At 42.7% G+C, this 22715-nt stretch carries 25 protein-coding genes and 2 tRNA genes; 8 read left to right on the top strand and 19 right to left on the bottom strand.

Going from position 1 to position 22715, the window contains the following annotated elements:
* Window positions 1-4: 4 nt before the first annotated feature.
* The 9 genes from NQ488_02420 to NQ488_02380 all read right to left on the bottom strand — a co-directional run bounded on the left by NQ488_02420 (window position 5) and on the right by NQ488_02380 (window position 7764).
* Window positions 5-90: transfer RNA gene (locus NQ488_02420), tRNA-Ser, on the bottom strand.
* Between the two features lie 76 nt (window positions 91-166).
* Window positions 167-239, bottom strand: a tRNA-Gln gene (locus NQ488_02415).
* A gap of 94 nt (window positions 240-333) precedes the next feature.
* The gene (locus NQ488_02410; GenBank protein ID UWN96186.1) at window positions 334-729 is read right to left on the bottom strand and encodes a hypothetical protein; all 396 of its coding nucleotides are present in this window, start codon (window positions 727-729) and stop codon (window positions 334-336) included.
* 110 nt (window positions 730-839) lie between these two features.
* Window positions 840-2408, bottom strand: coding sequence for an ABC transporter ATP-binding protein (locus NQ488_02405; GenBank protein ID UWN96185.1), 1569 nt, complete (start codon window positions 2406-2408; stop codon window positions 840-842).
* Between the two features lie 2 nt (window positions 2409-2410).
* Window positions 2411-3247, bottom strand: a complete 837-nt coding sequence (locus NQ488_02400) for an ABC transporter permease (protein UWN96184.1) — start codon at window positions 3245-3247, stop codon at window positions 2411-2413.
* On the bottom strand, window positions 3237-4202 hold the full coding sequence (locus NQ488_02395) for an ABC transporter permease (protein ID UWN96183.1): 966 nt from the start codon (window positions 4200-4202) through the stop codon (window positions 3237-3239). The genes NQ488_02400 and NQ488_02395 overlap by 11 nt, the downstream gene beginning before the upstream one ends.
* Before the next feature lie 473 nt (window positions 4203-4675).
* On the bottom strand, window positions 4676-6235 hold the full coding sequence (locus tag NQ488_02390) for an ABC transporter substrate-binding protein (protein ID UWN96182.1): 1560 nt from the start codon (window positions 6233-6235) through the stop codon (window positions 4676-4678).
* A 108-nt stretch (window positions 6236-6343) separates the two neighbouring features.
* Entirely contained in the window at window positions 6344-6964 is a 621-nt protein-coding gene (locus NQ488_02385) for a hypothetical protein (GenBank protein ID UWN96181.1), read from the bottom strand.
* Window positions 6964-7764 (bottom strand): DUF624 domain-containing protein, encoded by an 801-nt coding sequence (locus NQ488_02380; GenBank protein UWN96180.1) that lies wholly within the window; start codon window positions 7762-7764, stop codon window positions 6964-6966. The genes NQ488_02385 and NQ488_02380 overlap by 1 nt, the downstream gene beginning before the upstream one ends.
* Before the next feature lie 195 nt (window positions 7765-7959).
* On the opposite strand from NQ488_02380, the gene NQ488_02375 reads away from it, so the two are divergent.
* Window positions 7960-8658 carry a hypothetical protein gene (locus tag NQ488_02375; protein UWN96179.1) on the top strand — a complete coding sequence of 233 codons (699 nt, stop codon included), beginning with the start codon at window positions 7960-7962 and terminating at the stop codon, window positions 8656-8658.
* Between the two features lie 23 nt (window positions 8659-8681).
* On the opposite strand, the gene NQ488_02370 is transcribed toward NQ488_02375, so the two are convergent.
* Together NQ488_02370 and NQ488_02365 are read right to left on the bottom strand one after the other, a co-directional pair.
* Window positions 8682-9545 (bottom strand): GNAT family N-acetyltransferase, encoded by an 864-nt coding sequence (locus NQ488_02370; GenBank protein UWN96178.1) that lies wholly within the window; start codon window positions 9543-9545, stop codon window positions 8682-8684.
* The gene (locus NQ488_02365; GenBank protein UWN96177.1) at window positions 9538-10410 is read right to left on the bottom strand and encodes a LysR family transcriptional regulator; all 873 of its coding nucleotides are present in this window, start codon (window positions 10408-10410) and stop codon (window positions 9538-9540) included. The genes NQ488_02370 and NQ488_02365 overlap by 8 nt, the downstream gene beginning before the upstream one ends.
* Window positions 10411-10546: 136 nt before the next feature.
* Between NQ488_02365 and NQ488_02360 the strand changes: the two genes are divergently transcribed.
* From NQ488_02360 to NQ488_02350, 3 genes are all read left to right on the top strand, one after another.
* Window positions 10547-11101 (top strand): chromate transporter, encoded by a 555-nt coding sequence (locus NQ488_02360; protein ID UWN96176.1) that lies wholly within the window; start codon window positions 10547-10549, stop codon window positions 11099-11101.
* A complete protein-coding gene (locus NQ488_02355) occupies window positions 11098-11667 on the top strand; it encodes a chromate transporter (protein ID UWN96175.1) in 570 nt (189 codons plus the stop codon). The genes NQ488_02360 and NQ488_02355 overlap by 4 nt, the downstream gene beginning before the upstream one ends.
* Window positions 11668-11797: 130 nt before the next feature.
* Window positions 11798-12319 (top strand): peptidylprolyl isomerase, encoded by a 522-nt coding sequence (locus NQ488_02350; GenBank protein UWN96174.1) that lies wholly within the window; start codon window positions 11798-11800, stop codon window positions 12317-12319.
* A gap of 141 nt (window positions 12320-12460) precedes the next feature.
* Here NQ488_02350 and NQ488_02345 read toward each other — a convergent pair whose 3' ends face one another.
* A complete protein-coding gene (locus tag NQ488_02345) occupies window positions 12461-12940 on the bottom strand; it encodes an S-ribosylhomocysteine lyase (protein ID UWN96173.1) in 480 nt (159 codons plus the stop codon).
* Window positions 12933-14024 carry a response regulator gene (locus tag NQ488_02340; GenBank protein ID UWN96172.1) on the bottom strand — a complete coding sequence of 364 codons (1092 nt, stop codon included), beginning with the start codon at window positions 14022-14024 and terminating at the stop codon, window positions 12933-12935. The genes NQ488_02345 and NQ488_02340 overlap by 8 nt, the downstream gene beginning before the upstream one ends.
* A gap of 225 nt (window positions 14025-14249) precedes the next feature.
* Here NQ488_02340 and NQ488_02335 point away from each other — a divergent pair, with 225 nt between their 5' ends.
* The 3 genes from NQ488_02335 to NQ488_02325 are packed head-to-tail and all read left to right on the top strand — an operon-like array spanning window position 14250 to window position 16596.
* Window positions 14250-14723, top strand: coding sequence for a DUF2975 domain-containing protein (locus NQ488_02335; GenBank protein UWN96171.1), 474 nt, complete (start codon window positions 14250-14252; stop codon window positions 14721-14723).
* 47 nt (window positions 14724-14770) lie between these two features.
* Window positions 14771-14986, top strand: coding sequence for a helix-turn-helix transcriptional regulator (locus NQ488_02330; protein ID UWN96170.1), 216 nt, complete (start codon window positions 14771-14773; stop codon window positions 14984-14986).
* A gap of 8 nt (window positions 14987-14994) precedes the next feature.
* A complete protein-coding gene (locus tag NQ488_02325; GenBank protein ID UWN96169.1) occupies window positions 14995-16596 on the top strand; it encodes a DUF4173 domain-containing protein in 1602 nt (533 codons plus the stop codon).
* A 3-nt stretch (window positions 16597-16599) separates the two neighbouring features.
* On the opposite strand, the gene phoU is transcribed toward NQ488_02325, so the two are convergent.
* The 6 genes from phoU to NQ488_02295 form a co-directional block, all read right to left on the bottom strand.
* Entirely contained in the window at window positions 16600-17253 is a 654-nt protein-coding gene (phoU, locus tag NQ488_02320) for a phosphate signaling complex protein PhoU (protein UWN96168.1), read from the bottom strand.
* Window positions 17253-18008 (bottom strand): phosphate ABC transporter ATP-binding protein PstB, encoded by a 756-nt coding sequence (gene pstB, locus NQ488_02315; protein ID UWN96167.1) that lies wholly within the window; start codon window positions 18006-18008, stop codon window positions 17253-17255. The genes phoU and pstB overlap by 1 nt, the downstream gene beginning before the upstream one ends.
* 24 nt (window positions 18009-18032) lie before the next feature.
* Window positions 18033-18911, bottom strand: coding sequence for a phosphate ABC transporter permease PstA (gene pstA / locus NQ488_02310; protein UWN96166.1), 879 nt, complete (start codon window positions 18909-18911; stop codon window positions 18033-18035).
* Entirely contained in the window at window positions 18904-19845 is a 942-nt protein-coding gene (pstC, locus tag NQ488_02305) for a phosphate ABC transporter permease subunit PstC (protein UWN96165.1), read from the bottom strand. The genes pstA and pstC overlap by 8 nt, the downstream gene beginning before the upstream one ends.
* A gap of 130 nt (window positions 19846-19975) precedes the next feature.
* Window positions 19976-20887: a phosphate ABC transporter substrate-binding protein gene (locus NQ488_02300; protein ID UWN96164.1), complete on the bottom strand. Its 912-nt coding sequence runs from the start codon at window positions 20885-20887 to the stop codon at window positions 19976-19978.
* Window positions 20888-21034: 147 nt separating this feature from the next.
* A complete protein-coding gene (locus tag NQ488_02295) occupies window positions 21035-22051 on the bottom strand; it encodes a hypothetical protein (GenBank protein ID UWN96163.1) in 1017 nt (338 codons plus the stop codon).
* 154 nt (window positions 22052-22205) lie between these two features.
* Between NQ488_02295 and NQ488_02290 the strand changes: the two genes are divergently transcribed.
* The gene (locus NQ488_02290; GenBank protein UWN96162.1) at window positions 22206-22679 is read left to right on the top strand and encodes a GTP pyrophosphokinase; all 474 of its coding nucleotides are present in this window, start codon (window positions 22206-22208) and stop codon (window positions 22677-22679) included.
* Window positions 22680-22715: the final 36 nt, after the last annotated feature.

Genomic DNA, 22715 nt, shown 5'->3' with positions numbered 1-22715 from the left:
TTAGCGGAGACGGTGGGATTCGAACCCACGTACCCGGATGGGTAACCGCATTTCGAGTGCGGCTCGTTATGACCACTTCGATACGTCTCCATATTAGTGCAGCATTCATAATAAACAAATCCTGCTAAAAAAATATCCCCCACTAAATTATGCGGGGGATTATGAGCTGGGCTTGAGGGACTCGAACCCCCAGAATGCTGGAATCAGAATCCAGTGCCTTACCATTTGGCGAAAGCCCAATACATAGCAACAAAACGTATTATACGACATGCTTTTTAAAATTGCAAGCCTTTTTTGAATTTTTTTTGATTTTTTTCAAAAAAGGCTTTTTAATTAGTTGTCATTAAAATTACGCACTACTTTTCTTACCGTACCATCTTCATCTGTTCCAAGTCCTTTAGGTGACTTTACAAAGAACTGATACTGTGAAAGAACACTGTCACGCTTCATGTCTGATAATGCTTTTTCTACATCAAGGTCTTCCAGCTTGCTGCTCGCCCCAATAAGATTGTAATCATTATCCCTCTTAAAGTCAAATACAAGATTATGTACATTCTCATTACCGGCAGCCCGCCTGCTGTCATCAGAAGCATTAAGGCCAGTGTCTGCAAGTCCGGCACCGGTATCCTGACTGAGCCTGCCTGCAGCTTCATCCGCCTTAACAGAAACACTTCCATCAGCATTATCCAATCTTCCATAGACATTATATCCGGCCCGCTCAATTCTCATAACACTTCCTCCTTTCTGAATATCACAGCTTAAACAGCGTTAATCATTTGTAAAATACTTATCGACATTTTTTATCATAACTTTATATGTGTATTGCAAAAAATACAGAATTATCTCCATGCAGCATCAAGAAGCTTCTTTGTATACTCTTCTCTTGGATGTTCAAAAATCTCTTCTGTGCTTCCGCTCTCTATTATGCTTCCCGACTTCATAACCATAACCCGGTCACACATCTGGCTTATTACGTTCATATCATGCGATATAAATATATATGAAAGCCCCATTTTTTCCTGCAGCTTAAGCATAAGCTCCATTATCTGTGCCTGAATTGTAACATCAAGTGCCGACACCGGTTCATCAGCTATGACAAGTTCCGGTTCCGTTATAAGCGCCTGTCCTATGCTCACTCTCTGCCGCTGTCCTCCTGACAGTTCCCCGGGATATCTGTCATTATACCCTTCTAAATCTATCATCTTAAGCATATCATTAACACGTCTCTGACGCTCCTGTGCCGATCTGACACCGGCAGCCCTGAGCGGTTCCTCAAGAAGCCATCCTATGGTATATGATGGATTGAGTGATGAATACGGATCCTGAAATATCATTCTGGCGTTTGTACTTTTGCGCTCAATATTGCCGCAAACATCGGGATTCACGCCAAGGAGCGCCTTGGACAGGGATGTTTTACCGCATCCGCTCTCTCCCACAAGGCCAAGCACTTCACCCTTATACACATCAAAGCTTACGTCATCAACCGCTTTCATAAGCGTCTGTCTGTCAAAAACACCTTTTCTCTTGTTCTTGTAATATGCACTCAGACCTGACACACTCAGCACTTTATCTCTCTTTGCATCTCTGCCGCTTCCCGCAATGCTATCATCCGCATGGTGCCTTCTTCCTGTGCGTCTTCCCGGTACCGCCTCTATAAGCCTCTTTGTATATTCATGTGAAGGCTCATCCATCACACGGGCAGCCTCGCCCTGCTCAACAATAGCTCCATCCTTCATTACTGCTATCCTGTCGCAGAAATGTCTTGCCAGTTCAAGGTCATGTGTTATGAAAAGAATGGACATCTTCTGTCCGCCTTCTCTTTCTTTCAGTTCGATAAGCATATCAAGGATCTGCTTCTGTACAGTAACGTCCAACGCTGTTGTAGGCTCATCCGCAATAAGCAGCTTCGGTCTAAGAAGCATTGCCATTGCAATCATCGCCCGCTGCCTCATTCCTCCGGAAAGCTCATGCGGGTAGCTGTCGAATACTCTCCGGGAATCATTAAGTCCTACGCTTTTAAGTACTTCAAGGACTTTATTTTGGGCTTCATCCTTAAGATATTTTTCTGAATGAACCGCAAATACTTCCATAAGCTGCTTTCCAACCTTCATCGTCGGATTCAGTGATGTCATAGGCTCCTGAAAGATCATCGATATATCCCTGCCGCGCAGATTCCTCATCTCCTGTGCACTCTTTGCAAGCAGATTCCGGGAATCAAGCAGTATCTCCCCTGACATCACCTCTGCCGTATGCGGAAGAAGCCCCATAATTCCAAGTGCCGTCATTGACTTGCCGGAACCTGACTCCCCAACAAGTCCCACTACTTCTCCGTCACCTATCTCAAGCGTAAGAGAATCCACTATTATCTTTTCTTTTATCCCCACTGAAAAATTATTAATCTGAAGCATGGTTATCTCCTGTTATTACGCTGTATTCCTTCACCGATAAGTGAAAACCCAAGTACAAATAAGACTATTGTAAGTCCCGGAAAGACTGCATACCATGGCGCTGTGAACAGATATCCCTGGGCATCTGAAAGCATTTTGCCAAGGCTGGCATCAGGTGGCTGCACTCCTATTCCAAGATAGCTCAAACCTGACTCAGCCAGTATTGCATTGTTGAAACCTACCGTAACCGCCACAAGGAATGTCGACATTATATTAGGCAGTATATGCACAAACATAATCCTTATCCTGCCCACTCCCATAAGTCTTGCATTCGTTATGTAATCCGCATTGCGGCATCTCATATACTCGCTTCTTACCACACGCACAAAGCTCGGTATAAATACGATTGAAAGAGCTATTATAACATTGCGGCTTCCGGTTCCAAGTATACTTACAACCACAAGCGCCATCAGGATACTCGGAAAGCTGTTCAGTGCATCATTAATTCTCATAATCACTTCATCAACAATTCCGCCGAAATATCCGGTAAGTGCCCCTATCACAAGGCCTGCCGTTCCACTTACAAGTATAACGAGGACTCCGGTCATAACTGTCGTTCCAAGTCCTTTCATAACACGCGACAGTATATCTCTTCCAAAATTATCCGTTCCCATAAGATGTGCCAGACTTGGTGCTGCAAACTTCTCTGAGGCTGACATTGCCGTTGTTGAATACGGTGTCCAGAACATCCCGATAATTCCGAGCAGCACAAAAACTCCGGTTATTATAAGACCGGCCGTAAGATATCCGTTCATCCGGATTATTTTTATTCTCCCTTTTGCAGCGTTATCAGTCTTCATTGCTCCTCATCCTTGGGTCTACAATTCCATAAATAATATCAACAATATAATAAACTACCATAACCGCAACTGCTATGTACAGAATAAGCGTCTGGACAACAGGAAAATCTCTCGTGGATATCGAACTCACAAGCAGCCTTCCTATTCCCGGAACACTGAATACCTGCTCAACTACAATACTTCCGGCCACTATCTCGGCTATGACGGTTCCCATAAATGTTATTACAGGTATAATCGCATTACGAAGTATATGTCGCCACATGATTCTTCTATCCGTACATCCCTTACTCTTAGCAGTACGCACGTAATCAAGTTCTCCCTGCTCAAGAATAGCATTACGAAGGAATCTTGCCGCCATCGCAGACTTCGGTATAGCCATTGCAAATGCAGGGAATATCAGATATCCGAAAAAACCTGCAACACTGTCATGGTAACTTACATACTGTCCCGGAGCAAACAATCTTAGTATTATTCCAAAGAAAAAAATTATGAGTATACCCAGAAAGAATGACGGCACCGCCATCGCACCCTGCGTAATAATTCCAAATACAGCATCAAGTGTCCTGCTCTTGCAGCCGGCCCAGACAATTCCGATAAAGAAACCCAGTATCACAGTCATTATCAGTGAAAGCACTGCTAATGTAAGTGTTACCGGCAGCTTATCTCCAATCAGTCTGGATACACTCATCATTTCATTCATATTCTCTGCATAACGGTAACTGCGTCCAAAATCACCATGCGCAACACCTTTTATCCACTCTATGTATCTTACAGGAACCGGCTCATCCAGTCCAAGCTGCTGTCTGAGTGCTTCTTCACGCTCAGGTGTAGCCTCAGTTCCAAGCATGTTAGCAACCGCATCTCCCGGTATAATCTGAAACACAAAAAAGGTGGCAATTGAAATCATAAATAAAGTTATAATGAGAGTTAATGTCTTTTTGGCAAAATATTTCATTCAACCGGCCTCCTTTCATGTATTTCGGTGTTTTATATAATTCGGTGTTTTATATGTTGTGGTAATTTATGCGTTGTGTGAGTGACGCCGCGAAGGAACAGCAAGGCAACGCAGGCGCGCTTGCGCTTGTTAGAGCTGGCAGCGGTACATAATGCGGCAGAATACGCCGCATAAGTACCGGCCGCTCTAAAATGCCTGCTTATGCTCTTGCCGCTCCTTCGCGGCTGGGCTTCCCCCAGCGCAACTACATAGACTACATAGCATCGCACAGCCTTACATATAAACCGGCCTTAAAATACATGTGGTGTGGATGGCTGGCGTCCTGCACAGCAGCAGCCCGCGCTTATTACGAGCCGGACGCTTTGCAGCCATCGGCACTTAGGCGCCGTACTGTGGTGCCTTACGTGTCCGCTATGGCTGCATCGCAGCGAAAGCGTGTCCGGCGACAATATGCGTGGGCGGATGTGTCCCACTTACTTCTTAATGTAATACACCGTGCTCATATCCTGTACATACACCGGATAGAATTTGTAGCCTGCAAGGTCCTTGTTCTTGGCAACGAGCAGTGCCGCTGCCTGAATGAATACGCTTCCTTCCTTCTCGGCAAGAATCTGCTGAAGCTTTGCATACTTTTCTTTTCTCACGTTATCATCAAGTGATGCCTGCGCCTCTGCGTAAACCTTATCATACTCTGCATCACTGAAATTCACAAAGTTCTTTGAATATCCCGATGTAAATCTCACAAGAAGACTTGATGGTGTGAGATCCGCTGTAAGTGCGCATATTGTAGCCTGATAATCTCTGTTGGCATATACGTCACTAAGCCATGAACTCCACTCTATCCCCTCAATCTTAGCATTAATTCCTGCTGCCTTCAGCTGCTCTGCAACAACCTGTGCAGTCTCCATATGGAATGTGTAATTTGACGGAACCTTTATTGTCATGTCGAATCCGTTCGGATAACCTGCCTCAGCAAGAAGCTGCTTAGCTCTGCTCACATTATATGAATTGTATGAATTAGTATCAACATAGTAATTCTTAATCGTCGGAAGCATTGCAGAGTTTATTACCGCGCTCTTGCCGCCCGCAACAAACTGGTTAATCTCATCCTTATTCAGTGCACATGCTACTGCCTGACGAACCTTTTCGTTGTCAAACGGTGCTTCTGCATTGTTAAGGAAAAGTGCCTGTGCAACATCAGATATTGCATATTCAATATCATAAGTACTCTTAAGTTCTTCTGCCTGTGAATCTGTAAGATATGGATACATATCAATCGATCCGCCCTTGAGCTCAAGCAGTGCCGTATCTGTGCCGGATACAATCTTGAATTTAACTTCATCAAGATACGGAAGTCCGTTCTGCCAGTAATCCTCATTCTTTGTAAGAATTATGCTCTCCTGCGGTGTATAAGAAACGAATTTGAATGGGCCTGTTCCTACAGGCTTGCCTGCATCAGCCTGAGTGCCGTCAGCAGGCTTTGGTATGATTGCAGCAGTAAAGTTGTATATCATTTCCGTATCCGCAGATGCGAGAGTGACTTCAACCGTCCTGTCATCCACTATGTTAACAGCACTTATCTTCTTAAGTGCCGTAATCAGCGCATTGCCGTCAAGTAATCCACTGGCTCTGTCAAGTGAATACTTTACATCTTCTACGGTCACTGCATTTCCGTTATGAAACTTAATGCCGTCCCTGATTGTAAATGTGTATACAAGTCCATCATCCGATACCTTGTAATCACTTGCCACTGCCTTGATAAGATTGCCATTCTCGTCAGGCTTTACAAGCCCTTCAAAAATGTTAAATAATATCTCCTTGGTTCCTGCCGCTGTTGCTTTGTGTGGGTCAAGACTGTCGATATCCTGTTGTATTCCTACAACTACAGAACCGCCATATGTCGGTTCCTTAGAGGAAGCATCTGACTGATCAGAAGAATCTCCCTTCTTGTCGCCTGAGCATCCGCTTAGTGCAACAGAAAGTGCCATAACAAGCGTCAATACAAAAGCCAGTAATCTTTTACTTCTTTTCATTGTTCTCTCCTTTAATTCAGCTATATTACTTTCTCTCATTATTCAATTGCCAAGGTCATTGTATACAATGTATGATTCTTTTACAAGTTTTATTTTTAGTACATCGTGTTACTTTTCAACCATTTTCTCATTCTGCTTCTCTTCTGCGAGTGCTTCCTCCGAACGCTGCGGAAGCCCTTCCATGTAGAGCATGTCACATGCTGCTGACATTGCATAGCAGTAGTATATGGCACATATTACAAGCACCGCCTGCACAAGGATAGCAACAATGCTTCCCGCTGATATAAAGTTAAGTATGATGTAATATGCAAATATAAATACGCCGAACACGCCCCATGTAAGCTTAAAATTACGCGCCACAGCACTCTTATCCTGCATCTTGGCTTCAAGTGCAATACCCTCCGTAAAATAATACGTGAAATATATAAAGAATATTGTCATAACGCCCATCATAAACAGGTCTGCATTTGCCTGGGCCACGCCAAGGCTTACGCAGTGTATTGCCTGCACTGCTACTGCTGCGATAAGTCCTTTTATTGAAGTACTTTTACATTTTTTAAAAATATTATTGCGCACTGCAATGTGTGAAATTCCAATAAGTATAATGATGTACGCCAGCACATCCGAGAATATATCAATCTTTGCTCCTGCAACTGTTATGTCAAACTCCAATGCAAGCAGGATAATTCCTGCCAATATAAGCATTATGTCCTTCTTCTTAAAATTCATTACTCTTCTCCCTGCTCTTTTTGTTCATCAGCGGCAGCCGGTCCGGCTGTCTCCTGTCCGCTGCTGTCATCTGCCGCATCCGTGGCTTCCTGCTCCGCCTCTTTCTTCTCATCAGCCGTTCCTGCCGCAAGCCTGTCCCAGATGTCATCTACATCCTCAGGCACTTCATATGTATCGGGAATAAATTCCTCCTTAGGCATATACTGCTTGAAAATCTTGGCAAGCACATATGTCTGCACATACGCTATAAGACCGATAAACAGGAATATGAATACCGGGTAGCTTATTATTGCATATACAAGAAGTCCGGTTGCTATAAGCATTACTATCGTCTGAGGAAGATGCTTCATAGCCATAAGAAGCGAATTAAACAGCGTATTCTTTACCGTGTTCCTGAACTGTGCAAGAAGCGGAAAAAGATATATAAGCGATGCCGCAGCAAGTATTGCAAGACCTATGTTAAGGAACATAAGAATCTGTCCCATCATGCTTCCCTCATAAGTCCATCTGTAACAGGTTACTATATTAAGACCAAGTACGGCTATTATCGCCGCAACAATAAGCTCTATGACAAATCCCTGCTTAAAATTAGCCTTGAATGATTTCCAGAAGTCACGCCAGATATATCCTTCTTCACCTCTTGCTTCCTTAAGCGCCACATAGTACATGGCTGTAAGTGCCGGGCCTATCGTCACTACAGGTATTGAGAATACCAGCACAAGAAAATTCAGAATTATAAAATCAGCGACCTTTGTCATCACTTTAAAAAACGGACTGTCCAGTCCAAAAAACTTACCCATATTATCTCCATTCCTAAATTCATAACATTCTGTTTTTCATTATACGCATTAATATACAAAAAATCAAAGAAGTTTTGTATAATCTTTATTAACTTTTTCTAAAAGCCTGTCATATACACTTATCTGTATGTTATAATGACCTTTATCGTGCAGACAGTTATTTTAATTTGTAAATTATGAAAGGATTATATATTTATGGTTGACGGCAAATCACTCAAAGAAGATATGAATGAAGAAAAAGAACGCCTGTCCAGGATGACATGGGAACAGAAGAAAGAACATATATGGGAATATTACAAGATTCCGATAATAGCTGTGGCTGTGCTTATCGCGGCAATTATAGGAATTGTATACATGTTCCGTCTTAATGATTATGAAAATGTATTATACACCGTAGTAACTGACGGCGGAATACAGGGGATGGATAAAAAAGAAGACCGTCTCACTACTGAATTCACTGAATATCTTGGAATTGACGGTAAAAAGGAACGTGTATATTTTGATAATAATTACACTCTGACATACACCAACTCAGTTGACCAGGATCCTTATATCAGTGCAGAGAAGATTATGACCCAGATTGCAACCGGCAGTATAGATGCCCTTATAACTGACAAATCCAATCTTCGCGGATTTTCAACAACTGACGAGTCTGCATTTATTGACCTTACAACATGCCTTACAGACGAGGAATTCAATAAGGTAAGTGATTACGTGATTTATTATAAGCTGTCCGATGGGACTGAACTTCCGGTAGCTCTTGACCTTACAGCAACCAAACTTGTAAAAGATATGGGGCTTTCAGTAAAGAACCCTTGCTTTGCAATCGTAAGGTCATCAACACATATCGATAACGCGACTGCTTTTATCAGATATGCATTTGACCTTGACTGATACTGCACTCCACAGATGGTGGTTTATCGTGTCCGGTTTCTGTATTTGTAATAAAGATTCAGGTTGTCGTGCCTGTTAGTTGCATACAGCCTGAATCCAAGCTTTGAAGCAAGTCTCTTGGACGGCTTGTTGTCGCGTGTAGTACACAACGCCACCTTTTCAAGATTAAGGCCATCCTCGGCAAATGCATATTCAAGTATCGCCTCGCACATCTCTGTTGCATACCCTCTTCTCCAGAATGGCGATCCAACCATATAGCCAAGTTCGACCTGCGTCTGTCCGTCAATCTGCCTGTTTTCAAGTCCTATTCTTCCTACAAGCCTGCCTGTAGAATTCTCAAATATAAGCCACAGACCGTATCCATAAAACCCATACATATTTTTAATATAATCTTTTGTAAATTCAACTTCACGCTCATATTCATACAGCGGTTCAACAAACTCTGTCATTCCCGGATACGCATACAATTCGTAAAGTTTCGGAAGGTCTTCAACCGTAATCTCCCTTGCCGTAAGCCTTGAAGTATAAAACATCGTAAGCGGAAGGCCATTATATCTTGCCCATACCGTATCAAGGAATCTGTCCGTCACCGCCCACTCATCAAGAGCCACATAGCGCGCATCTCCACGGTAATCTTCGCCATATCCGAAATAAGGTATATTATACTCCTCATAATATCCGTCATACTCTTCATCATCCTGACATCCCGTAACCAGAATCACCTGTCGCACCCCGTCATCATCAGATGCCCCCGCCCGGCTGTCTATTGAATTGCAGGAATTAATATTATCATAAAATACAACGTCCCACTGCGTCAGTTCTCTCCTGATTGCATACACCTTCCGTACCGGTATGCTGTCCTTTAATATTATCAGCTCTTTATTCATCTGTTCTCTCCATTGCCTTGAGAAATTCCGTCATTGTATATGTAAGATGCTTTTTCTTGTTATATACAAGATAATAGCTTCTTCTGAAGATATCGTCCTCAAGCTTAACTGTCTTAAGGCACAATGTCTTTTCAAGTTTTTTTACTATACTCAGCGGGAGCACCGTAAATCCAAGACCTCCGTCCGCAAGCTCCGCAAGCGCAAGTGTGCTTGTACTCTCCATGATTATATTCATGCCATATCCATGTCTTGCAAACACGCCTTCCACACAGCTTCTAAGACCGCTCCCCTCTTCGCGCAGCAGAAGCGGCTTTTCCGCAAGCTCTCCAATTGTCATACTGTCTTTGTAATAAACATACGGTGAGCAGACAATCACCATGTCATCCGTATCAAATATCCTTGAGTTTCTTGAAGCACTGTCCTTTACATTATCCAGAATTGCAAAATCTATCTGGTTGTCGGCAAGCTTCTGCTCTATTGTCTCCGTGTTATGCACAAGTACATTAAGATTGATATCAGGTATTCTTGCGCGTGCCTTCCTTATAACATCCGGAAGCAGCGTTTCGGCTACTGATATATTCACACCTATTCTGCATTTTGTAAATACTTTTCCTTCCCGCAAAAGTATTGTCATATCATCATACTGGTCAAGCATCGTGTCGGTATACTGCCGCAGCATCGTTCCGGCCTCGGTAAGGTATATCTTTCTGTTAATTCTGTCAAACAGTCTTGTCTGATAAAATGCTTCCAGCTCACGTATAGCCATGCTGACCGAAGGCTGGGTTACATTAAGCCTGTCCGCCGCTGCAGTTATGCTTCCGCAGTCGCATACCGCCCTGAAAATCTGTAAATGTCTTAACGTCATGTCTGCTCCATTCCATGCGCAGTAATCCTGCGTCAATACATAAGTAAAAGCTTATGTTTTTTATATTAACATATGTATTGTTTTATGGCAAATCTGTAAATATAATTGTTACAGCCGGTTAAGGGAGATGAAATCCATGAAAAAAATCACAACACTTTTTATTACATTTTTAAAGATAGGAGCATTCACTTTTGGTGGCGGATACGCTATGGTAGCCCTGCTTGAATCTGAATTTGTCTCATACCGCAGATGGCTTGACAAAGATGAGTTCATAGACATGATTGCGATTGCCGAGTCCACTCCCGGACCGATGGCAATAAACAGCGCAACTTATATCGGTTACCGTATATGCGGCTTTTGGGGTGCGCTTGCGGCGACTGTTGCGGTGAGCATACCGTCATTCATTATTATTTATATAATTTCGCTTTTCCTCGATCAGTTTATGGCACTTACTGTTGTACAGAATGCTTTCCGCGGAATACAGGCATGCATAGTATATCTTGTATTCACTGCCGGTCTGAAACTGCTGCGCAGGCTTGACAGAACCTTCATGAATATATTTATTGTATCTGCGGTAACCGCATTAATGATTCTGTTTTCGGTTTTTGCAATAGACTTTTCCTCAATATTTTTCATATTCATATGTGGAGTTGCCGGTGTTGCAGTATGGCTCGGAGGTGAGAAAAAATGATATACCTGAAGCTTTTCCTTACATTTCTTGAGATAGGAACAGTGTCCTTCGGAGGCGGATACGGAATGATTCCGCTGATCAGTGATGCTGTCATGTCCAACGGCTGGCTCAGTGAAGATGAATTTATTAATTTCATCGCAATATCCGAATCAACCCCCGGACCGCTTGCTGTCAACATGTCGACTTTCATAGGTTCGACACAGGCAGGAATTGCCGGTGCTTTTGTGGCAACGCTTGGAGTTGTTCTCCCTTCATTTATCATAATTCTTATTATTGCTGCACTTATAAACAATCTTCTCAGATTCCGCGGTGTCCAGGCTTTTCTGTCAGGAATACGTCCATGTGTGGTTGCGCTGATTCTCTCCACCGCAGTAACGCTCGGTCTTAAGGCACTTTTCGGATTTGAGAATATCCACTCTGTACTTGCAGTTGACATCCGTGCCGTAGCAATACTTACTACTCTTGCATGTGTTGGTGCCATTTATAAAAAAATGCGTTCAAAACAGGCTTCCCCTATTCTTATGATTGTTATTGCCGCAGTGCTGGGCACGGTGATGTATGCGTGATGGTGATGTATTACCCTGACCTGCCATGCACTATGCATATGCCACCATTAGTCCTATCCGTATATTTGACATTTTCAATCATGCAATATAGAATTAATAGCACATAATATATTTGAAAGGACTTATATCAATGGCACAGAATCCAATAGTAACATTCACAATGGAAAACGGCGATGTAATGAAGGCTGAGCTTTATCCTGAAATCGCACCTAACACAGTAAACAACTTTATCTCACTTATCAACAAGGGATTCTACGACGGACTTATCTTCCACAGAGTAATCTCAGGTTTCATGATTCAGGGCGGCGATCCTGAGGGAATGGGCTACGGCGGTCCGGGCTACAGTATTGCCGGTGAATTCTCAGGCAACAATTTCAAGAATGACCTTAAGCACACAGCAGGCGTACTTTCAATGGCACGTTCACAGCACCCTGATTCAGCAGGTTCACAGTTCTTTATCATGCATAAGGATGCTCCGCATCTTGACGGACAGTACGCTGCCTTCGGTAAGCTTACAGAAGGCTTTGATGTTCTTAACAGCATTGCAGAGACAGATGTGGACTGGAATGACCGTCCACGTAACCCACAGGTTATGAAGACTGTAACTGTTGAGACTTTCGGTGCAGATTATCCGGAGCCTGAGACACTGTAATTTGTAATTACGATAGTTTTAATTTTAATATAAAGAGCTGCCATGCCGGAACCTGATATTAATTCCGGCATGGCAGCTCTTTAATTATTCTTTAATTATTCTTTAATTGCCCTAAGCACTACTGTTGCTGTAATTCATCTGTTACTGCGGATACTTCATGCGGTCCGGTGTCGGTGCATCAAGCACTTCTGTCTTATACTTATTCATGTATATCTTGGCAAGCTTAAGATTATTATCGAGATAATTGCCGCAATCCCTAGGAGAATATCCCGGTATATCGCCCTCGTATGACAGTATGTAGTCTGCCATTCTTCTGAGAACATCAATTATATCCTCCGGTTCGAGTTCGCCGGCAAATATCACATAGAATCCGGTCCTGCATCCCATAGGTCCAAAATATATAGTCTTATCCTTCCACTCAGGGTCGTTACGAAGGAATGTTGCTCCAAGATGCTCTATGGAATGAATGCCCGCTGTGTCCATAGGTGCTTCCTCATTCGGTCTCGTAAATCTCAGGTCAAATGTTGTAATAACTTCGTCTCCTATGTAATCACGTCGTGATACATATACTCCCGTAAGAAGATTAAGATGATTAACCGTAAAACTTGCTATCTTATTCATAAACTCTGGTTTCTCCCATATAATCCTGTCTGAGCTTTTCTTTCTGCTTCAGGCACTCACTTATTATCGGACTTATCTTTATAAACTCGTCCACAAGGTCCGGATCAAAGAACTGACCGCGTCCCTCTACAATTATCGCCATAGACTTCTCATGGCTGTACGGCTCTTTGTATGGCCTCTTGGATGTAAGCGCATCATATACATCAACAATACTCATAATTCTTGCCGACAATGGTATCTCCTCACCTGACAGTCCATACGGATATCCCTTGCCATTCCATCGCTCATGGTGATACAATGCCATCTCTTCCGCTGTTGATATGAAATAGTTATCCATAACCTGATTACGGATCTTGCGGAATGTCTGCCCACCTATCACAGTATGTGACTTCATATAATCAAATTCATCGTTATCGAGAGGGCTTGCCTTGCGGAGTACATCATCCGATATCGCAATCTTGCCAATATCATGAAGCGGTGCTGAGCGTATTGCACTTCGCACAAAATCTTCCGTAAGGTCATTCTTATACTTAGGAACCTTGCGCAATTCATTAATAAATGCAGTAAAATATATTGATGTATTCTTTATGTGTCCACCCGTCACGCCGTCCCTGCACTCAACAAGCTCTGCAAAACCTACAGAAAGCAGATCCTGCATCTTCTCTATCTCTTTCACCTTTTCGTCTACAAGCTCTTCAAGATGATGCTCATAATCATACAACTCAAGCTGGGTCTTGATTCTGCGCTTCATAACAGCAGCTACAAATGGTTTTGTTATAAAATCCGCAGCACCAAGGTCAAGTCCGCGCACCTCACTCACCGTGTCCGAATTGCCGGTAAGAAATATTACCGGTATTCCCTTCCACGCATTCTTTGACTTAATCACGCCTATCGCTTCATATCCGTCCATCTCCGGCATTACGATATCCAGCAGGATAAGATCCGGGACAGTACTTTCAAGTATTGCCAGTGCCTCCTTAGCCGAGCCTGCCTGAATAAGATCATATTCATCTCTAAGAACACCTTCAGCTGCACGTCTGTTAAACTCAACATCATCAATAATAAGAATTGTACGTCTCGCCATATGCTCTCTCCCATATATTTTCATATATTTTATTCACGTCCACACTTTGTTTTATTTTAACACATAAAGTACCGTTTTTCAATGTCAGTGTCTTATGCGTTTTTATCGTTTTTCAATAAATTTTTATTGACTTTTGATTAATCATGGTGTATACATTAACTAAACTGATAACCGTGAACCGATAACAAAATCAAACGATTTTACGGGCATGAATGGAGGATTAATATGAATACAAACACTACCGGCAGGAATAATGTCTTTAACGTTACCCGTTTTACGAAGCTGCTCCTTGATATTGCATTTGTGTGTGCCATTATAACATGGCTTGCACTTCCCGCCCTTATACATTTTTATGGGAATTACAGCAGCTTTTTTGCAAGATACTTCCTGGTCATGTGGTTACTATTTGCCTCGGCAGGTGCATTTACAATATCTATAATCGCAGAGCTGAGGAAGATGTTTGCCACCGTGCTTGCAGATGACTGCTTTGTATATTCCAACGTTACAAGCCTCAGAAGGATGGGACTATATGCATTTCTTATATCAGGCATCACATGTATCCGGCTTTTTCTTTATCTGTCACCTGCTGCCATAATTGTAATCATCACGTTCTTTGTGGCCGGAATGTTCAGCCGCGTACTGGCGCAGGTATTTGAAAAAGCAGTCAGCTACAAGACCGAGAATGACCTTACAATCTGAATACACTAATACCGGGAATAAATCCTGAAACGAATGGAGATGTTTTAATGGCTATACGCATTAATCTTGACGTTGTTATGGCTCAACGCAAAAAAAGTCTTACCGAACTGGCATCGGAGGTTGATATAACACTTGCCAATCTCTCAATTCTAAAGACGGGCAAGGCCAAAGCAATAAGACTTTCAACGCTTGATGCAATATGCCGCGCGCTTGACTGCCAGCCGGGTGATATTATTGAATACGTTGAAGACGGGAAGGAGTAATACTTAATATGGGAGTAAATATTAATAATACAGGATTTTATCTGAGAGGCTGCGCACTGTACTCAATATTCTATGTATTCTGCCTCTACCACAATCCGTCAGGGATTACATTCCCGCTGTTTGTGGCCGGAACTGTTGTGATGTTCAGGCTTTTTGCTGCCCGAAGGAACGGATTGCAATTTCGTAATGCGGTTCCGCATGAATGCATTTTCTATGAAGCTGCCGTGCTGCTTCTTGGCATATCGACATGCATTACAGACTGTATACCCATGATAATTCTTAATAAGCTTGCAATATTTGTACTCATGAACTGCTATTTTCTGTGTGCGGTATACACCACCGGTGGCTGGAGCTTTGCAAAGCATCTCTGCTCAGTCATGCGCATCATTATAGGATGCTTTGAGTTTATTCCAAAACCATTTCACGATGCGTATGAATGCCGCAAAGCTTTAAAAGCGGCGCGTTCCGGCAGTGTTTCGGGTAATACCGATAATTCTGATGCCGCAAAAATGCACCGCCTAAGCATATCTCCCATGGCAAAGAGCATTCTTCTCGGAATACTGATAGCAGTTCCCCTGCTTCTTATTGTAGTCTGGCTGCTTGCCGGTGCTGACGCCATATTCGGCAATATCATCTCTGATATTTTTAATTATCTGTCAGTATTGAACTTTGACATTATAGACATATTTAATGATATTATCTCTGACCTGTATGTAATATTATTAATGGGCGTTTTTGCATTCATGGCAGCCTTCTGCACATGGTCATTTTTATGTGAAGGGCACATGCCGTCAGACAATCATGTCAGTGCCGTTCATAACCCGGTGACTGCCATAACATTTACAGGGATATTGTGCTTTGTATATGTACTTTTCTGCCTTGTGCAGTTTGCAGGCATGACCGGTGCCGCAGCCCTGCCTTCAGGCTGCACCTACGCCGAATACGCAAGGAGCGGTTTCTTCCAGCTGCTGTTTGTATGTATCATTAATATCATTATAGTTCTTGCATGTCTTCACTATTACAGGGTATCACGCGCGCTTAATGTAATACTTACCATTATCTGCGGCTGCACATATATCATGACATTTTCAAGTGCCCTGCGTATGATAATGTACATAAAGGCTTACAATCTTACATTTTTGAGGATATCCGTTCTGTGGGCACTTGCCGCTATTGCTGTTATCATGATTGGAATATTAATCAATATATTCCGGCGTAATTTTAATCTTTTCGGATATTTTGTTACTGCCGTTACAATAATATTTGTAATGTTTTCATTCTCGCGTCCCGACTATGTCACTGCACGGTATAATTACAGTGCAATGCAGCGCAGACTGGCTTCTGAAGGTTATAACGGCCCGGATGTGCGCAATGATATCATTCACCTCACCGGGCTTTCATTTGATGCAGCTCCGATATTAATGAACAGCGGTTTTGAAAATATGTGCCGTAAGGCAGAATCAGATTCATACTATAAAAACTGCCTTATGGAATGGGGCTGCAAACTGGATGCAAATGAAACGGACAGAAAAAGGGCAGTGCCACTGAGAACATTTAATCTGTCCCGTTACACTGCCCTATGCAGATACAAAGGTTTAAATCATTATTAATAATTAATGATTATAATCGTTATGCTCACCTGTTATTGAGTATATTACCCATTCTGCAATATTGGTTGCATGGTCACCGATTCTCTCAAAATACTTAGCTATCATGAGAAAATCAACTGCCTGCCCGCCATTCTCTGCATTCTGGTTGATAAGGGTGATAAGCTCTTTTTTAACCTCGTTGAAAAGTCTGTCCACAGTATCATCCCTTGCAATTACTTCCTCGGCAAGTGTCTGGTCCTTGTGGACATATGCTTCAACAGCTTTAACAACCATTACGGTTGTCTCCTTTGCCATACTCTGGATATGCTCAAGCTTCTTCATATACGTAAGCTCTGACATCTCCATTGCCACCTCACATATATCCGCTGCCTGATCACCGATACGCTCCATGTCAGTTACCATCTTAAGCGCCGATGAGATTATTCTCATGTCTGACGCTACCGGCTGCTGCTGAAGGAGAAGCTGGAGACACAGATCCTCTATCTTCTTTTCCTGATGGTCGATATCATCATCTGCCTCTATTGTCTGCTTTGCTATTGCCTCATCCTGACTCACCAGGGCTTTGACACACATTTCAATGGACTGCTCTATGAGGCTTCCCATCTCAAGCATATAATCATTAAGCTGCACTAACTGTTTGTCGAAACGATTTCTCATCAACCGAACCTCCCTGTTATATAATCTTCTGTTCTCTTATCCTTAGGCATTGAGAATAATTCTTCTGTCGGTGCTGCCTCTATAACCTCACCAAGCAGGAAAAATACTGTCTTATCAGATACACGGGTTGCCTGCTGCATATTATGTGTTACCATAACTATTGTATACTTCTTCTTAAGCTCAACAACAAGGTCTTCTATCTTCGATGTTGATATCGGGTCAAGTGCCGATGTAGGCTCATCCATAAGAATTACCTCAGGCTCAACCGCAAGCGTTCTTGCTATACAAAGTCTCTGCTGCTGTCCTCCCGATAATCCGAGCGCGCTCTTTTTAAGTCTGTCCTTAAGCTCATCCCATATCGCCGCCTGACGGAGCGAACGCTCAACTATCTCGTCAAGCTCTGCCTTCTTACGCACGCCGAACAGTCTTGGTCCGTACGCGATATTGTCATATACACTCTTTGGAAATGGATTCGGCTGCTGGAACACCATACCGACGCGGTGTCTCAGCGAAATAGCGTCCATGTCATTATATATGTCAACTCCGTCAAGGTATATATTGCCGTCTATCTTAACACCCTCTACAAGGTCATTCATTCTGTTAAGCGTCTTTAAAAATGTTGATTTACCGCAGCCGGATGGGCCGATAAATGCAGTTATCTCATTCTTTGCAATATCCATGTTAATATTTTTCAATGCATGGAAAGCGCCATAATGCAGATTCAGATTTTTTACTTCAAATTTACTGTTTTCCATATATTAATTCCTTTCGCAAATATGTCAGGCCTTCTCACCGGCATTTTTCTTATTAAGTCTGTTACTCAGGATATTGGCTCCTATACTGAATGCAAGGACCAGAATAAGAAGGACTGCCGATGCAAGATTGGCAAGGTCCTGATTCTGTCCGTTAACCTGCAGATCCCATATCTGGAGTGAAAGTGTCTCAGCTGAGCGGAACGGATTGAGCGGGCATGTATGTGAAGCGAGATTCCAGTTGCCCCATCTTATGTTGGTTCCCGAACCGGTTGTATACAGAAGCACGGCAGCCTCGCCGAATCCACGTCCTGCTGCAAGAATTATTCCTGTCATAATTCTCGGAAGACATGCCGGAAGAAGCACATGGAATATTGCCTGCCATCTCGTAGAGCCGAGACCCATACTCGCCTGAAAATATCCCTCAGGCAAACCTCTTATCGCATCCTCCGTTGTCGTTGTTATAAGCGGAAGTGTAAGTATTGATACTGACAACGCACCCGCCATAAGGCTCTTATCAAGTCCCATGATAACAAGAAATATAAGATATCCGAACAGTCCGACAACAATTGAAGGAAGTGATGACAGTGTCTCGATACATATTCTTATAAATTTTGTAAGTGCTCCCTCTCTGGCGTATTTTGCAAGATATATTCCTGCAAGCGCTCCGATGGGAACAGTTATAAGAAGTGAAAGAAACACAAGATAAATAGTATTAAATAACTGGTTTCCTATACTTCCGCGGCGTTGAAACCTGAACATCTCCGGTGTTGCACCCATGAAGCCCTTTATTATTACATATCCCGCAAATGCTGCAAGGAGTACGAAGAAAAATACTGCAACACAATAAAATACAACGGTCATAATTCTGTCTGCGCCTATCGCGCGCTTTATTTTGTTATGCATGGCTTCTTCCTCCCTTCTTTTCCTTTACCGCTCCGTCATCATCAGGCTTCTTTCCTGAGAAGTAATGGATGAGGAATATAAAGAGCAGTGATATGATAAATAACAACAGTGCCAGTGTCCACAATGCGGTCTTAGTCTCGCCGCCTTCCATGGCATTACCCATCTGTGCTGTAATCTCTGTTGTAAGAGACTTTGTCGTCGAGAATATTCCTGTAGGCAGAGCTGTTGTCTGACCTATTACCATCGCTACCGCAAGTGCTTCACCAAATGCTCTTGCAAGTCCGAGAATTACTGCCGAGAATATTCCCGGTGCTGCTGCCGGAAGAACTATCTTATATGTAGTCTGCCATCTGGTTGAGCCCATTCCATAAGCTCCAAGCCTGAATTCCTTAGGTATTGCACGTATCGCATCTGCCGACACACTCGTTATCGTCGGGAATATCATAATTGCAAGTACAAGTCCTGCCGCAAGAATCGAATGTCCAACCTGTCTGTTAAATATTGTCTTTATAGCCGGTACAAGCACCGTAAGGCCTACCCATCCGTATACTACGGACGGAATACCCGCAAATATCTGAATGACCGGACGATAGAACTTTTCGCCAAACTTAGGTGATATCTCTGTCATAAATATCGCTGAACCGATTGCAAAAGGCGTTGCTATAAGTAATCCAAGACCACATGTGCATAATGATCCGACAATGAAGATTCGTGTTCCCACGCTTCCTCCTCCGGTAATATTATCAACAGGTGCCCAGTCTGCCGAGAAAAGGAATTCACCTATGCTGTGTCCGAATTTCGTAAATGTTCCGGAGCCCTTATATACAAGGAAACCGCCTATAACAAGTGTCAGTACGATAACAAACAGTCCGCATATCGTAACGATTGTTCTCCACAGATATTCCTTGAGAAACATACCTTTTTTACTATTCATTGTCTACCTCATTTCTGCTCATATCTTCGGATTCTGTCTTATGTACTAATTGGCGGGCATCCCCCCATAGGCGCCCGCCTTATATACCAATTAATCTAATGTCTTGGACTTGTTTCCGATTATATGCTGATTAGTGTTCCTTTACCTGCATCTTTGATGATACACCATAGCCAAGTGATTCCATCTTCTTGCCGTACTCATCTGACATGATGTACTCAAGAAATGCCTTAGCTGTCTTGTCAGGCTCACCCTTTGTATACATATGCTCATATGTCCATACAGGATACTTGCCTGCGTATGTATTCTCAAGTGTAGGTGCTACACCGTTAAGTGAAAGTGTATCTACGCCGGGATTACTTACAAGATATGAAAGAGCAACATAACCGATTGCACCCTTTGTATCCTTAACATTCTTAAGAAGGACACCTGAATCATCTGTTTCCATTGACTTGTTAGATGCCTCTGCAGCTCCGCCAATTGCATACTTCTTGAATGTAGCTCTTGTACCTGATGACTCAGGGCGTGTTACAAGAACGATTGCCTCATCAGCTCCGCCAACTTCTTTCCAGTTAGTAATCTTACCTGTAAATATGTCTGTAAGCTGCTGTGTCGTAAGATCCTTAACACCGCCGGCCGTAACACTCCTGTTAACGATAGGTGCCATTGTAACTACACATACTCTGTGGTCTACAAGTGCTGATGCCTTTGCTGCGTCAAGCTTCTCTGCTGCCTCAACATCTGAGTTACCGATATTAACTGTTCCCTCGGATACCTGCTTAAGTCCTTCACCTGAACCGCCTGCATCAATTGTGATGTTTACATCAGGGTACTTCTCATTGAATGCGTCTGCTGCATCATCTGCAAGTGGCTTAAGTGCTGATGAACCCGCTGCCGTAATGCTTCCTGTAAGCTCCTCTGCATTAGCTGCTCCGCTGCCTGCTGCACTGCCGTCATCTGAAGCTGCTGAACTGCCACACGCTGTAAGTGCTCCTGCCACCATCATCACTGACAGTGATGCACATAATAACTTCTTAAGTCTCATTTTCTTTTCCTCCATATTATACAAACAAAAAAGTCATGCAAGAGATTTTCTGATTTATTTCTCTTTGCATGACTTAATATATTATTTGTTTGTAAAATCCCAAACCACTAATTTGTAAATTGTATGTAAAATCGTAGTAAAGCTACTTTACTTAAGTTTTTCATACTTAGAAAGGTCTATTCCAAACTGCCCTGCAGCCATCTCAAACACATTCGTGCCGCGTGACATTCTTCTGATAGTTCCCTTATCATCTATGACTATCTCATATGCACTTACAACAGAATTAATCGCACTGCTTATCGAATCAGCTGATACAGAAGCATCACCGGCTGCCACCCAGAGCTGGCTTATACCAGTTGACACAGCGGACGCATCTCCATAAAAATCTGCTAACGTATATCCTGCTATGCTCTTAGCTCTCGGTGTTGTAAGCACCCCGTCAAGCACATAGGAATCGTTCTTAACTGCCATGATACTGTAAATATTCTTACAGCCCTCATCTATATACCAGTCACCATTCTGGTCATAGTAAAGTCTTGCCGTCTCCCTGCCGTCATCACTTATGCTGTACGCCTTGCAGTTCCTGTCATTAAGTGTTACGACTCCATTAACTACTCCGACGTCACTGTTATTAAACATCTGGACTATCTGTCTTGATGAGTTATTGCCGAGAATACCATTGGCTATAAGCCAAAGCACTTCTTTCTCATTGGTAAGCTCTGCGGTTCTGTCCATGAACTTTCTGTCAACAAAATTGTATATCCAGTTATATGTATAATTACCGAATTCATTCTTGATTCCCGGCATTGATGCATCAAGGTATCCGTCATTATCAATATCAGCAAAGGCAAAACCCTGCTTTGAGTATTCCGTATCCTTAAGCTGCCCATAGTTGACTGAGCCAAAAATCTGTCCCTTATCATCATAGATATCGGCTGATTCTTCTCCAAATTCAACCCACAATGTACGTGCACCGTTCTTATCACTTACATCATAGCCTGTAAGATTCCTGCCATTCTTCCATGACTCATCGACTGCTGCCGTTACCGGTTCAGTGACCTCTGCAGCTTCCATCTCCTGTGATGTCTTTGGTCCGCATGCCGCTATTGATGCTATAGCTATCAGTGAAGCAGCACATATCAAATTCTTAGTTGTCCTCTTCATTACTATCTCCCTTATTATTGTAATATGACTTAGATATTTTAACACTTATCTTACTACATTTCGATATTTTTTTATAATTTTTTTAGAAATTGACATAAATTTTTAAATGAACTAAGATAGTCTTATGAGCGGTCTTATGAAAGGAGTACTCTATATGGACATTAATACACAAGTATCAGAAAGCACCTGCAATCTGGCTCTTCTTATCAAAGCCAAGCGTATTGCATACAAGGCACACGAAGGCCAGACAGATATGTCGGGTATGCCATATATAGAGCATCCGCTTGTTGTGTCATACAGATGCGGTTCGATTGACTCCAAGATTGTCGGAATGCTGCATGATGTCATTGAAGATACTGACGTTTCATATGATGACTTACGTGCAGAAGGTTTTCCCGAACATATTATAGAGGCTGTCCGCTGCGTCACCAAAGAAGACGGCTGGGATGAAGAATCCTATTTTACAAGAATAAAAGCCAATCCTATAGCCCGTGAAGTTAAGATTAATGACCTTATGCATAATCTTGATGAATACAGGGTTGTGACACCGACACGCCACTTAATAGAAAAGCGTGTCAAATACCGCCGTGAATTAGCATTTCTTCAGGGGTATTCCGACACGCTGTAATCTTCTATCTGTCAATTGCTATCCGCAAACACGTTA

Origin of the sequence: [Bacteroides] pectinophilus (assembly GCA_025146925.1) — a bacterium.
Taxonomy (GTDB): Bacteria; Bacillota; Clostridia; order Lachnospirales; family Lachnospiraceae; genus Bacteroides_F; species Bacteroides_F pectinophilus.
This window is presented reverse-complemented; position numbering and strand designations above follow the sequence as displayed.

Excerpts from the sequence above, each read along its gene's own strand:
- NQ488_02410 (UWN96186.1), bottom strand. The coding sequence starts at position 729 with ATGAGAATTGAGCGGGCCGGATATAATGTCTATGGAAGATTGGATAAT.
- NQ488_02405 (UWN96185.1), bottom strand. The coding sequence starts at position 2,408 with ATGCTTCAGATTAATAATTTTTCAGTGGGGATAAAAGAAAAGATAATA.
- NQ488_02400 (UWN96184.1), bottom strand. The coding sequence starts at position 3,247 with ATGAAGACTGATAACGCTGCAAAAGGGAGAATAAAAATAATCCGGATG.
- NQ488_02395 (UWN96183.1), bottom strand. The coding sequence starts at position 4,202 with ATGAAATATTTTGCCAAAAAGACATTAACTCTCATTATAACTTTATTT.
- NQ488_02390 (UWN96182.1), bottom strand. The coding sequence starts at position 6,235 with ATGAAAAGAAGTAAAAGATTACTGGCTTTTGTATTGACGCTTGTTATG.
- NQ488_02385 (UWN96181.1), bottom strand. The coding sequence starts at position 6,964 with ATGAATTTTAAGAAGAAGGACATAATGCTTATATTGGCAGGAATTATC.
- NQ488_02380 (UWN96180.1), bottom strand. The coding sequence starts at position 7,764 with ATGGGTAAGTTTTTTGGACTGGACAGTCCGTTTTTTAAAGTGATGACA.
- NQ488_02375 (UWN96179.1), top strand. The coding sequence starts at position 7,960 with ATGGTTGACGGCAAATCACTCAAAGAAGATATGAATGAAGAAAAAGAA.
- NQ488_02370 (UWN96178.1), bottom strand. The coding sequence starts at position 9,545 with ATGAATAAAGAGCTGATAATATTAAAGGACAGCATACCGGTACGGAAG.
- NQ488_02365 (UWN96177.1), bottom strand. The coding sequence starts at position 10,410 with ATGACGTTAAGACATTTACAGATTTTCAGGGCGGTATGCGACTGCGGA.
- NQ488_02360 (UWN96176.1), top strand. The coding sequence starts at position 10,547 with ATGAAAAAAATCACAACACTTTTTATTACATTTTTAAAGATAGGAGCA.
- NQ488_02355 (UWN96175.1), top strand. The coding sequence starts at position 11,098 with ATGATATACCTGAAGCTTTTCCTTACATTTCTTGAGATAGGAACAGTG.
- NQ488_02350 (UWN96174.1), top strand. The coding sequence starts at position 11,798 with ATGGCACAGAATCCAATAGTAACATTCACAATGGAAAACGGCGATGTA.
- NQ488_02345 (UWN96173.1), bottom strand. The coding sequence starts at position 12,940 with ATGAATAAGATAGCAAGTTTTACGGTTAATCATCTTAATCTTCTTACG.
- NQ488_02340 (UWN96172.1), bottom strand. The coding sequence starts at position 14,024 with ATGGCGAGACGTACAATTCTTATTATTGATGATGTTGAGTTTAACAGA.
- NQ488_02335 (UWN96171.1), top strand. The coding sequence starts at position 14,250 with ATGAATACAAACACTACCGGCAGGAATAATGTCTTTAACGTTACCCGT.
- NQ488_02330 (UWN96170.1), top strand. The coding sequence starts at position 14,771 with ATGGCTATACGCATTAATCTTGACGTTGTTATGGCTCAACGCAAAAAA.
- NQ488_02325 (UWN96169.1), top strand. The coding sequence starts at position 14,995 with ATGGGAGTAAATATTAATAATACAGGATTTTATCTGAGAGGCTGCGCA.
- phoU (UWN96168.1), bottom strand. The coding sequence starts at position 17,253 with ATGAGAAATCGTTTCGACAAACAGTTAGTGCAGCTTAATGATTATATG.
- pstB (UWN96167.1), bottom strand. The coding sequence starts at position 18,008 with ATGGAAAACAGTAAATTTGAAGTAAAAAATCTGAATCTGCATTATGGC.
- pstA (UWN96166.1), bottom strand. The coding sequence starts at position 18,911 with ATGCATAACAAAATAAAGCGCGCGATAGGCGCAGACAGAATTATGACC.
- pstC (UWN96165.1), bottom strand. The coding sequence starts at position 19,845 with ATGAATAGTAAAAAAGGTATGTTTCTCAAGGAATATCTGTGGAGAACA.
- NQ488_02300 (UWN96164.1), bottom strand. The coding sequence starts at position 20,887 with ATGAGACTTAAGAAGTTATTATGTGCATCACTGTCAGTGATGATGGTG.
- NQ488_02295 (UWN96163.1), bottom strand. The coding sequence starts at position 22,051 with ATGAAGAGGACAACTAAGAATTTGATATGTGCTGCTTCACTGATAGCT.
- NQ488_02290 (UWN96162.1), top strand. The coding sequence starts at position 22,206 with ATGGACATTAATACACAAGTATCAGAAAGCACCTGCAATCTGGCTCTT.